This window comes from Polymorphobacter fuscus (genome assembly GCF_011927825.1).
Taxonomy (GTDB): domain Bacteria; phylum Pseudomonadota; class Alphaproteobacteria; order Sphingomonadales; family Sphingomonadaceae; genus Sandarakinorhabdus; species Sandarakinorhabdus fusca.
In genome coordinates this window covers 2,043,598-2,054,953 of record NZ_JAATJI010000001.1, presented here as the reverse complement: position 1 = coordinate 2,054,953, position 11,356 = coordinate 2,043,598, and the positions used below count along the sequence as shown (strand labels likewise).

Below are 11,356 nucleotides of genomic sequence, written 5' to 3'. Positions count from 1 at the left end.
GTTCACCCAACGTTCTGACGGAGAGACTGTTTGACCGAGGTGATGATCGCCGGCGCGGCCGGGTTGCTGGTGGCGCTGCTGCTCGGCTGGGCGTTATGGGCGCGGCCGCTCGCGGCGATGCGCGGCGAACGCGACGCGTTGAAGGCCGAGACGGCGATGGCGACTGCCGAAGTCGTTCGCCAGAAGGAATTGCGCGCCGGCCATGCCGTCGAGGTCCAGACGCTGACGGCGCGCAATGCCGAGCTTGCAGCGGCGGAGCACCAGCGCGAGGCCCTGGCAGGGGAATTGGCGGCGGTGCGCGCGGCGCAGGCCGAGCGCGACCGCGCCCATGCCGCCGAAGTGGCACGAACCGTCGATACCTTCCAGGCGCTCGCCGCCAAGGCGCTCGATGGTGCCCAGGCAAAGCTGGCGGAACGCGCCGAGGCCTTGATGGTGCGGCAGCGGGAGGCGGCGGGCGCCGGGCTGGAGGCTAATCGCAACCAGCTGGCGGAGCTGATCGCGCCGGTGAAGGACACTCTGGTCAAATATGAGGCACGGCTGGGCGAGGTCGAAGCCGCGCGGACGGAGGCCTATGGCGGTTTGAAGGAGCAGCTGGCGGCGGTCGCCGCGGGACAGCGGCAGGTCAGCGACGAGGCGGCAAAGCTGGTGTCGGCACTGCGATCGAGCAGCAAGACATCGGGCAGCTGGGGCGAACAGCAGTTGCTCAACACCCTGGAAATGGCGGGACTGCGCGCGGGCGTCGATTTCACCCTGCAGACCCATGTCGCAGGCGAAACGATGGCGCGGCGGCCGGATGCGATCATCAACCTTCCCGGCGGCCGCCAGTTGATCATCGATTCGAAATGCTCGCTGAAAGACTATCTGGAAGGCGTCGAAGCGACGGGCGAGGGCGAACGTCTGGCGGCGTTCAAGCGTCATGCCGAATCGGTGCGGCGACATGCCAAGGGGTTGAGCGACAAGGCCTATTGGAACGAGTTCGGCACCGCCGCCGATTTTGTGGTGATGTTCATCCCCGGCGAGAATTTCCTGTCGGCGGCAATGGAGCATGATCTGCCGTTGCTCGGCTGGGCGTTTGAACAGCGCATCCTGCTGGCGGGGCCGATCAACCTGCTTGCCATTGCCAAGACGGTGGCGCTGGTATGGCGGCAGGAGAAACTGGCCGAGGAGGCGCGCGAGATCGGCAAACTGGGCGCCGAGCTTCATGCAGCGATCGCGACGATGGCCGACCATGTCGCGGGTGTCGGCCGCAACCTGTCGCAGGCGGTCGGCAGTTATAACGCCTTTGTCGGTTCGCTCGAGGGCAATGTCCTCCCCAAGGCGCGGCGGTTTACCGAAATGGGGGTCGAAAAGGGCAAGAAATCTGTGGCTGCCGTAGGCGTCGTCGACGCTGCGGTCCGGGCCGTTGCGGCGCGCGAACTGTTGCCACGGCCGGCCCCGGCGCAATTGCCGTCAGCAGCGCAGGACGCCGCCGAATGAGCGGCGATCGAGAACGCCGATGACGACCATCAGCAACGCATAGATCGACAGGGTAATCTCGTCTTGGCCCGCGCCTTGACCGCGTCCCGTGCGGCGACGACGTCGGCCCGGGCAAGCAAAGCGCGGGCATGCGATTGTATCGGCGGCGATTCGAGCCAAGACCGAGACGGCCGTTGCCGCTCATGGCCGTGGCGACTAGGAAGGGACAAAAGGAGTTTCGAGCAATGGCGGGCGTGAACAAGGTTATTCTGGTTGGCCGATTGGGCAAGGATCCCGAATCGAAGAGCTTTGCCAATGGCGGGTCGGTGGTGAAGTTTTCGCTGGCGACGTCGGAAACCTGGCGGGACAAGCAGTCAGGGGAGCGCAAGGAAAAAACCGAGTGGCATAATGTGGTCATTTTCAACGAAGCGCTGGGCAAGATCGCCGCGCAATATTTGCGCAAAGGCAGCGAAGTCTATCTCGAAGGTTCGATCGAGACGCGCAAGTGGCAGGACCAGAGTGGCGCGGATCGCTACACGACCGAAATCGTGCTGCCGCGCTTTCGCGGTGAACTGGCGCTGCTCGGCGGGCGCGACAGTGGCGCGGCAGGCGGTGACCGTGCCGGCGACCGCGGCGGTTACGGTGGTGACGACTATGGCGCGCAAGCCACAGGCAGCAGCTTTGGCGGCGGCAACAAGCGGCCAGCATCGTTCGATGACGATCTGAACGACGACGTGCCATTCTAAGACGTTAACGGAACCACAGTTACAGCGTTGCGTTTTTGCAACGCGGTGGTGCAAAGCTGCCGTCGTCATTGTGGTTCGTTCGACGAAATGGACATTGCAATTGACGGCCAAGCAAAATTCTCCGATACGCCAATAGTAATTCGGGGTTTGAAATGGAGTTAAACATGGGTTCGATCACCAAGGCGTTCGTTGCTTCTGCACTGCTGGTTCAGGCTGCTGGCGCCATGGCGCAGACCGCCACGCCGGACGACGCCGCTGCCGCTGCACGCAGCAACCTGGCCGGCGGGATCGTCGTTGGCACGATCGTCCTCGCAACGGTGGTCGTTGCTGTCACTGGTGGCAACGACGGGCTCGACACGGTTGCTCCGGTGACGCCGCCGCCGGCGACCACCACGACGACGACCACGTCGACGACCACGCGCACGACCCCGTCGACGGTCACCTCGACCACCACGAACCGCTAATCCATATTCTGCGACAGGAGCCCCGGCGCGAAAGCGCTGGGGCTTTTGCACGCCCGCTGAGGGGGTACGGCCTGGAGCGACAAAGGCTGATAAGCTGTCGCTGCGGTCCGCCGATCAACCCGTTGGCGGTTTGAGCATCGCCGTATTGACGGGCGACATCAGCGGGATGACCTGCTGGCGTGTTTTCAACCAGGCGCCTGTGGCCGGGTCGACCCAATAGCTGTTGAGGATTCGGACGCGATTGTCGGCAATCATCGATTCGTCGATCCGGTACGCCTCGATCGCCTTCCCGAGCACCTTGATCATGGTCATCCCGGCATTGTGAAACCGGGATGTGAGTGTCGCGGTCACTTCGTTGTTGCGGTGGGCGACCACCGTCTGCCTGGTCAGTGACTTGCCGGCCAATTGGCGGACATCGCTCGACCAGCCCGGCCCGAAGGTCGTGCTGCGCAGTTCGACCTCGGTGCCGATTGCCCGGGTGATGAACGGACCGAAGGTGGTGACGGCCTGTTTTTCGGCCGTGTACCAGGTCAGGCGATCTTCCGGCTCTTCCTTCCCCAACACGATCAGCGACCGCGATTGCCCGTCGAACCAGAACAGCATCGAAGCATAAGGCAGGGAATCGGCATAGGCGCGGATATCGTCATCGGCCTTCTGGGGCCGGGTGTTCGTCACGGTGCTCCAGAATGGCGATGTCTTGCGGATATCGCCGGTGCACCCCGCCAGCCCGAGAGCAGTCACCGAAGCCAATAGATGGCGTCGGCTGAGTGGATCGACCATGCAAATATCCCGGTGTGTTGGTGCGATCAGCGAACGGTTCCGCTAGCACATGGATGCAACTTGGCTATATGGGACCGCCTGCGCGTTGGGAAGTCGAATTGGAGTGTGTTGCACAGTGACGTTTGCCCAACCGACGGCGCGCGATGTCGTCGACACACTTCTTTCTTCCTATCAAAAGGTTGCGTGCACACGCCGATTTGTGCGGCTGCTGTGCGGCGTCTCGCTCGCCGGACTGGCGGCTCTGCCCGCCCTGGCAGCGCCCTTCGAACCCTATCCGGTGCCCGCCCTGACCGATGATTTCGGCGGTGTCGGGCTCATGCAGACGCCGACGGCGCGATTCGCCCGCGATGGCCAGTTCACCGCCGGCTATAATATGGTCAGCCCCTATGACCGGTATTTCGTCACCTTGCAGGCGATGCCATGGCTCGAAACGACGCTGCGCTACACCTCGGTGCGCAATCGGCTCTACTCACAGGTTCCCGAGTTCAGCGGCGACCAGACCTACAAGGATCGGTCGTTCGACATCAAGATCAAGATCCTTGATGAAGGTCGTATTCGGCCGGCCCTGGCGATCGGCGCTCGCGATTTCGTCGGTACCGGATTGTTCAGTTCGGAATATATCGTTGCCAACAAGAATTTCGGGCCGCTCGATGCTTCGTTCGGCATTGCCTGGGGCAACCTTGGCAGCCGCGGGCATATCCGCAACCCGCTTACCTATATTTCGGATCGGTTCGAATATCGCGCGCCGTTCACCGCGGGCGGCGGCACGTTCAACAATGTCTATTTTCGAGGACCCCGCGCGGGCTTCTTCGGGGGCATTCAATATTCGATGCCGATCCGGGGGCTGACCCTGAAGGTCGAATATGATTCGAACAGCTACCAGCAGGAAGCGCTTGACAACAACCAGCCGGTGTCGTCGCCGATCAATGTCGGGCTCGATTACAGGATTCTGCCCTGGCTGAATGCAATGGCCAGCTTCGAACGCGGCAACAAGTTCGGGCTTACGGTGACGGCGACCACCAACTTCCACCGTGCGACCGTGCCGCCGAAGTTCGATGCGCCCGGCGCCCCGATCGGACCCGATGCCCAGCCGATTCCTGCCGTGGGCGCGGTGCCGCTCAATGTCCGCGCCGTCGCGCCGGCTTATGTCGACAGCGGTGCGCAACCCCGCACGTCCCCGCTTCCGACGACATCGGTCATCCCGGCGGCCGGCAGCGAGCGCGAGCGGCTGGTCAAGGCGCTCGATATCCAGGGCACAGCGCTCTACGCCGCCAGCTTCAAGGGCGACACGGTTGAATTGTTCGTTGCCCAGACACGTTTCTACAACGTCGCGACCGGCGTCGGCCGCATCGCACGTGCGGCGTTTTCGGTGCTGCCGTCCAAATATGAATACGTGAACATCGTTCTTGTCGAAAACGGCCTTGAGACGATGGCGGTCAAGGTGCCGCGTGCGGGCCTGATCGAAGCGGTCAAGGACCGGCGCGGGCCAGCAGTCGACAAGCTGCTGACCGAGGTGGAGGTCACCAATGCGCCGGTGACGCTGGGGAAAGCCGAATTCAAGGGTCCGGTCGATGCCGCTTATCCGCAGTTCCTGTATTCGATCCGCCCGGGTTTGAAGACGACATTGGGGCGGCCGGAACAGTTTGTTCTGTACCAGGCCTATGTGGCGCTGAACGGCGGTGTCCTGCTGGGCCGCGGATTCGATGCAACCGGCCAGTTCACCTTCAACGTCAGCAACAATTTCGACAAGTTGCGAATCGGCTCGGACAGCTTGCTGCCGCGCGTGCGGAGCGACATCGCCGAATATCTGCGCCAGGGCACCACGGCGATTTCGCATCTGCAGATGGACTATAATTTCAACATCGCATCGGGCCTTTATGGCCATGCTTTCGGCGGCTATCTGGAGGAAATGTACGCGGGCTTCGGCGGCGAGTTGCTATACCGGCCTGCCGTCCAGAATTGGGCGCTCGGCGTGGACCTCAGCTATGTCCAGCAGCGCAATTTCAACCAGCTGTTCGGGCTTCGCGACTACAAGGTGCTGACCGGCCATGTCACCGGTTATGTGACGTTCCCCAAGGCGCGCGTCGATGCGCAGGTCAGCGTCGGGCGTTATCTGGCCAAGGACTTCGGCGTCACCTTCGATGTGGCACGGACATTCGAATCGGGGGTCCGCGTCGGTGCCTTCGCCACCTTCACCGATGTGTCGGCGGAAGAATTCGGCGAAGGCCGCTTCGACAAGGGCATCTACATCATCCTGCCGCTCGACCTGCTCTACAACAAGCATGTGCGCAGCGCCGTGGGGATCGCCTATCGCCCGTTGATCCGCGATGGCGGCCAGAAGCTCGTCATCCGCCAGCCGCTGTTCGGCGTCACCGATCCGGCGCGCCAGTCCAACCTCGTCAGTGGCTGGAACGGTATTACCGAATAGGCGCCGGCGCCCCGGTCAGGGCGCCGACCATCCCGGTCAGAGCGGCGGTACGCGCAGGACCTGGCCGGGATAGATCTTGTCCGGGTCGGTCAGCATCGGCTTGTTGGCTTCGAAGATCTTCATGTACTTGTTGGGGTCGCCGTACAGCCGCTTGGCGATCCCCGACAGCGTCTCGCCCTTTTCGACCGGATAGAAGACGACGGCTTCTTCATCGGCGTCGGCATCGGGTGTCGTCGGCGGTGTGACCGTGGACGGCAGCGATGACAGCGGCACGCGCATCTGGTTGTCGACCTTGGTGATGCCGTCCTTGTTGCCGACCGCCATGACGATCTTCGACGCTTCGGCGCGGTTGACGGCAAGGCCGGTCAACGTGGCGATGCCATCGGCGAGGACGACGTTGAAATTCTGCACGTTGAGCCCGAGCTTGGCGATGTCGGCCTTGATGGAGTCCGCGTCGGGGCCAATGCCCAGCTTGTCCTTGACGAAATCGATGATGCCCATGGTCACTCCTCTGGTTGTCGTGCCTATTATGCCGTCGTGGATGACAGGCGCAATCGCACCTCAGTTCGCCGGCATGTGCCGGCGATAGCTGAGCGCTTCTGCAACGTGGATACGGCCAATCCGTTCCACGGCCGCAAGATCGGCCAGCGTGCGCGCCACGCGCAGCACGCGCGTATAGCCCCGTGCCGAAAGGCGCAGCGAATCGGCGGCCTGGGCGAGCAGCTTGCGTCCGGCGTCGTCGGGCGTGGCGGCGGCCTCCAGCAGCTTGCCATCGGCCTCCGCATTGGTGCGCGCCGGATGACCGGCGTAGCGTGCTGTCTGGATAGCGCGTGCGGCGGCAACGCGGGCGGCGACATCGGCGCTGGTTTCGGCGGGCGGCGGCAATGTCAGGTCGGCGGCGCTGACGGCGGGAACGTCGACATGAAGGTCGATGCGGTCGAGCAGGGGGCCCGACAGCCGCGCCTGGTAGTCGACGGCGCATTTCGGCGCGCGCGAGCAGGCGCGCGCCGCATCCCCCAGATAGCCGCAGCGACAGGGGTTCATGGCCGCGATCAGTTGGACGCGCGCCGGGTAGCTGACATGGGCTGCGGCGCGCGCCACCATCACCGTGCCGGTTTCCAGCGGCTGGCGCAGCGAATCGAGCACGCCGCGCTGGAATTCGGGCAGCTCATCGAGGAACAGGATGCCGAGATGGGCAAGGCTGACTTCGCCGGGCCGGGCGCGGGCGCCACCACCCACCAGTGCCGGCATCGAGGCACTGTGGTGGGGGCTGCGGAACGGGCGGGTGCGGACCAGGCGCCCGCCCTCCAGCTCCCCGGCCATCGAGGCGACCATCGACACTTCGAGCGCTTCGGCGGGGGTCAGTTCGGGCAGGATGCCGGGAAGCGCCGCGGCAAGCAGCGACTTGCCCGATCCGGGTGGCCCGGACATCAGCAGGTTGTGGCCCCCCGCGGCGGCGATTTCGACAGCGCGCTTGGCAGTTTCCTGCCCCTTGATTTCGGCCATGTCCGGGCCGGAGCGGACCAGTTCGGCAAGGCTGCGCACCGGCGGCGACAGCAGTTGCGTGCCCTTTAGATGGTTGAGCAGGCTGAGCACATCGGGCGCGGCGATGACATCGACCTCGCCGGCCCAGGCCGCCTCGCCGCCCTGCGACGCCGGGCAGATGAGTCCGAGCTCGTGCTCGGCGGCGTGCAGTGCGGCGAGCAACACCCCCGGTACCGGCGCCAGCCGTCCATCAAGACCGAGCTCGCCGACGACCAGAAAGCCTTCCAGCGCGTCGGCAGCAATGATGCCCATGGCACCGAGCAGCCCGAGCGCGATCGGCAGGTCATAATGCGACCCTTCCTTGGGCAGGTCGGCCGGCGACAGGTTGACGACGACACGGCGTGGCGGCAACGCCAGCCCGATGGCGTGCAGCGCCGCCTGGACGCGTTCGCGGCTTTCCTTCACCGCCTTGTCGGGCAGGCCGACGGTCAGAAAGCCGGCGGCACCGCTGGAAATCTGCACCTGGACATCGACGCGCCGCGCCTCGAGCCCGAGAAACGCCACCGTCCCGACATGAGCGACCAAGAAAAACCCCTTTTTCACCCGGCAACAGGCGACCCCGCAGCGACAGTAGAAGGCGATGCCGCCGGCCTCAAGCCCGGGTAGCAAACTGGCCAGAATGCCACCTTGTTGTTGCCATAACTGCCGCCTAGACGCAGGTCATGGTGAAGCGTCCGGCCTTTCTCGATACGCTCGTTCGCAGCCAGCCATTCCGCGTTTTCCAGCTGGGCCTGGGCGTCCTCCTGATGCTGCTGGCACCGATTATCGGCATCCCGACTCCCGGCCCGCTGGGCATCTTCATCTTCGGTTTCGGCTTTGCCCTGGTGCTGCGCAATTCCCGCTGGGCGCGGCGGCGTTACCTGCGCCATACGCAGCGCTATCCGCGGGTGCGGCGCGCCGTCAATTTCGGCCTGCGGCGCAAATCGAAGCGGCTGCCGATCACGCCTGCAGCGCCGCGGGTCGACACGGCGCCGTCCGTCGCCGACGGGTCGCCGGCGCCGGACCTGCGTCCGACCTGAGCTGGCGCCTGCCGCGGGCTGCCGTCGGCGCGCGCTGGAGGGGGTGCAATTGACGAAGGGCGCACGCGCTCCTACATCGCTGCCGTCCATGGCCGGCCCTGCGGCCGCGCCGTGCCTTTATTCAATGCCTCGTGCGTTAGGAAGTCCATGCTCGGTTTCGGCGGTCTCGCCAAGCGGCTCTTCGGGTCCAGCAATGAACGATACGTCAAGTCGCTTGGCGCGGTGGTGGCGCGAATCAACGCGCTCGAACCCCAGATTTCCGCCCTCTCGGACGATGCGCTGAAGGGCCAGACCGACAAGCTGAAGGCCGAGCTGGCCGCCGGCAAGACGCTCGACGACATTCTGCCCGAAGCCTTTGCGACGGTGCGCGAAGCGGCCAAGCGCACGCTGGGACAGCGCCATTATGACGTGCAGCTGGTCGGCGGCATCGTTCTTCACCGCGGCGAGATCGCCGAGATGCGGACGGGCGAGGGCAAGACCCAGATGGCGACGCTCGCCGTCTATCTCAACGCGCTGGCCGGCAAGGGTGTCCATGTCGTCACCGTCAACGACTATCTGGCGGCGCGCGATGCCAACTGGATGGGGCAGATCTACAAGTTCCTCGGCATGACCGTCGGCGTCATCGTCCCCAATATCGACGATGCCACGCGCCGCGAGGCCTATGCCAGCGACATCACCTATGGCACCAACAACGAATTCGGTTTCGACTTCCTGCGCGACAACATGAAGTACAGCCGCGAGCAGATGGTGCAGCGACCCTTCAATTTCGCCGTGGTCGACGAAGTCGATTCGGTGCTGATCGACGAGGCGCGGACGCCGCTGATCATTTCCGGCCCCACCGATGACAAGTCGGAAATGTACATGATCGTCGACGCCATGGTGAAGACCCTGGTGCCCGAAGATTATGAGGTCGACGAGAAGCAGAAATCGGTGATCCTGACCGAGGACGGCACCGAAAAGGCCGAACGCGCGCTGTCGGCAGCCGGGATTCTCGAAGGCGAGAACCTTTATGATTTCGAGAATACCCAGGCGGTCCACCATCTGAACCAGGCGCTGCGCGCCAATGTCATCTATCGCCGCGATACCGATTATATCGTCCGCAATGACAAGGTGACGATCATCGACGAATTCACCGGCCGCATGATGGACGGCCGGCGCTGGTCGGACGGGCTGCACCAGGCCGTGGAAGCCAAGGAAGGCGTCCAGATCCAGCCCGAGAACCAGACGCTGGCCTCGATCACCTTCCAGAATTATTTCCGCATGTATCCCAAGCTGGGCGGCATGACCGGGACCGCGGCGACCGAAGCGTCGGAGTTCTTCGACATCTACAAGCTGAATGTCGTCGTCATTCCGACCAACCAGCCCGTGCAGCGCAAGGACGTCGACGACGAATTCTACAAGGACGCCGAGCAGAAATACAAGGCGATCGTCAAGACCATCCGCGAGAGCTCGGCGCGCAACCAGCCGATCCTGGTCGGCACGGTTTCCATCGAAAAAAGCGAGATGCTGAGCGAGTTCCTGAAGAAGGAAGGCGTCGAGCATGTCGTGCTCAACGCGCGCTTCCACGAACAGGAAGCGCATATCGTCGAGCAGGCCGGGCGGCTGGGTGCCGTCACCATCGCCACCAACATGGCTGGCCGCGGCACCGACATCCAGCTCGGCGGCAATTTCGACGCGCGCGTGTCGCGCGAACTCGGCGACCTGCCGGAAGGACCGGAGCGCGAGGCCGCCGTCGCGCGCATCAAGGCCGAAGTGCAGGCCGAGCGCGAGGCGGTGCGGGCCGCCGGCGGGTTGTTCGTGCTCGGCACCGAGCGCCATGAAAGCCGGCGCATCGACAATCAGCTGCGCGGACGGTCGGGGCGCCAGGGCGACCCAGGTCTCAGCCGCTTCTACCTGTCGCTCGACGATGACCTGCTGCGCATCTTCGGCCAGCAGTCGATGCTGAGCCGGATGATGAACAACGGGCTGGAGGAGGGCGAGGCGATCGTCCACCCGTGGATTTCCAAGGCGATCGAGACGGCGCAGAAGAAGGTCGAGGCGCGCAACTACGACGTCCGCAAGCAGCTGCTCCAGTATGACGATGTCATGAACGACCAGCGCAAGGTCGTGTACGAGCAACGCGCCGACATCATGGATTCGGACACGGTCGGCGATGTCGTCGTCGACATGCGCACCGAAACCATCAACGCCATGGTCGCGACCCATTGCCCGCCGAACAGCTATCCCGAACAGTGGAACATCGAGGAACTCGACCTCGCGGTAAAAACGACTCTCGCGCTGCCGATCGATGTCACCGAATGGCCGAAGGAAGCCGCGATCGATCCGGAAATCGTCGTCGATCGGCTGATCGCGGCCGCGGATGCGGCGATGGCCGAAAAATCGGCACAGGTGCCGCCCGAAACCTGGGTGCAGATCGAAAAGAACTTCCTGTTGCAGGCGCTCGACCATCACTGGAAGGAGCATCTGGCGACGCTCGATGCGCTGCGCCAGGTCATCCACCTGCGTGCCTATGCGCAGAAGACGCCGCTCAACGAGTACAAGTCCGAAGCCTTTGCGTTGTTCGAACGCATGCTGGTGACGGTGCGCGAGGATGTGACGCGGATGCTGTCACACGCGCAATTCCAGATGGAGGCGCCGGCGCTGCCGCCGATGCCCGATTTCATCACGACGCACATCGATCCGCTGACCGGCGAAAACGAGGCGCCGGGCAGTGCGCTGCGGCGGCTGCCGCCGCTCGACATGTTCGGGTCGACGCTGCCGGCCGGCGCGCTTGCGGGGGCGATGGCGGCGACCGCGGAATTGACCGAGGTCGACCCCGAGGATCTCGCCGAATGGCATCGGTCCGTACCGCGCAACGCGCTGTGCCCGTGCGAATCGGGCAAGAAATTCAAGCACTGCCACGGGGCAATGTAGGGCCGA

The 11,356-nt window shown here is 64.2% G+C and carries 9 protein-coding genes; 6 read left to right on the top strand and 3 right to left on the bottom strand.

What is annotated here, in order from left to right; genetic code table 11:
• Window positions 1-39 precede the first annotated feature (39 nt).
• From GGQ62_RS09765 to GGQ62_RS09755, 3 genes are all read left to right on the top strand, one after another.
• Window positions 40-1,476 (top strand): DNA recombination protein RmuC, encoded by a 1,437-nt coding sequence (locus GGQ62_RS09765; protein ID WP_243446647.1) that lies wholly within the window; start codon window positions 40-42, stop codon window positions 1,474-1,476.
• 224 nt (window positions 1,477-1,700) lie between these two features.
• Complete coding sequence (gene ssb / locus GGQ62_RS09760) at window positions 1,701-2,201, top strand: single-stranded DNA-binding protein (protein ID WP_152577489.1); 501 nt, start codon at window positions 1,701-1,703, stop codon at window positions 2,199-2,201.
• A gap of 164 nt (window positions 2,202-2,365) precedes the next feature.
• Window positions 2,366-2,665, top strand: a complete 300-nt coding sequence (locus GGQ62_RS09755; protein WP_152577490.1) for a hypothetical protein — start codon at window positions 2,366-2,368, stop codon at window positions 2,663-2,665.
• 114 nt (window positions 2,666-2,779) lie between these two features.
• Here the strand turns inward: GGQ62_RS09755 and GGQ62_RS09750 are convergent, their stop codons facing one another.
• A complete protein-coding gene (locus tag GGQ62_RS09750; RefSeq protein ID WP_167649564.1) occupies window positions 2,780-3,406 on the bottom strand; it encodes a YjbF family lipoprotein in 627 nt (208 codons plus the stop codon).
• Window positions 3,407-3,644: 238 nt separating this feature from the next.
• Between GGQ62_RS09750 and GGQ62_RS09745 the strand changes: the two genes are divergently transcribed.
• A complete protein-coding gene (locus tag GGQ62_RS09745) occupies window positions 3,645-5,873 on the top strand; it encodes a YjbH domain-containing protein (protein ID WP_167649563.1) in 2,229 nt (742 codons plus the stop codon).
• 36 nt (window positions 5,874-5,909) lie between these two features.
• Here GGQ62_RS09745 and lysM read toward each other — a convergent pair whose 3' ends face one another.
• Both lysM and GGQ62_RS09735 read right to left on the bottom strand, forming a co-directional pair.
• On the bottom strand, window positions 5,910-6,374 hold the full coding sequence (gene lysM, locus GGQ62_RS09740) for a peptidoglycan-binding protein LysM (protein ID WP_152577493.1): 465 nt from the start codon (window positions 6,372-6,374) through the stop codon (window positions 5,910-5,912).
• 60 nt (window positions 6,375-6,434) lie between these two features.
• A complete protein-coding gene (locus GGQ62_RS09735) occupies window positions 6,435-7,943 on the bottom strand; it encodes a YifB family Mg chelatase-like AAA ATPase (RefSeq protein WP_152577494.1) in 1,509 nt (502 codons plus the stop codon).
• A gap of 137 nt (window positions 7,944-8,080) precedes the next feature.
• Between GGQ62_RS09735 and GGQ62_RS09730 the strand changes: the two genes are divergently transcribed.
• Window positions 8,081-8,437 (top strand): hypothetical protein, encoded by a 357-nt coding sequence (locus GGQ62_RS09730; RefSeq protein ID WP_152577495.1) that lies wholly within the window; start codon window positions 8,081-8,083, stop codon window positions 8,435-8,437.
• Window positions 8,438-8,584: 147 nt separating this feature from the next.
• A complete protein-coding gene (gene secA / locus GGQ62_RS09725; RefSeq protein ID WP_152577496.1) occupies window positions 8,585-11,350 on the top strand; it encodes a preprotein translocase subunit SecA in 2,766 nt (921 codons plus the stop codon).
• Window positions 11,351-11,356: the final 6 nt, after the last annotated feature.

Coding starts and splice junctions, on each gene's coding strand:
- ssb (WP_152577489.1), top strand. CDS start 1,701: ATGGCGGGCGTGAACAAGGTTATTCTGGTTGGCCGATTGGGCAAGGAT.
- GGQ62_RS09755 (WP_152577490.1), top strand. CDS start 2,366: ATGGGTTCGATCACCAAGGCGTTCGTTGCTTCTGCACTGCTGGTTCAG.
- lysM (WP_152577493.1), bottom strand. CDS start 6,374: ATGGGCATCATCGATTTCGTCAAGGACAAGCTGGGCATTGGCCCCGAC.
- GGQ62_RS09730 (WP_152577495.1), top strand. CDS start 8,081: ATGGTGAAGCGTCCGGCCTTTCTCGATACGCTCGTTCGCAGCCAGCCA.
- secA (WP_152577496.1), top strand. CDS start 8,585: ATGCTCGGTTTCGGCGGTCTCGCCAAGCGGCTCTTCGGGTCCAGCAAT.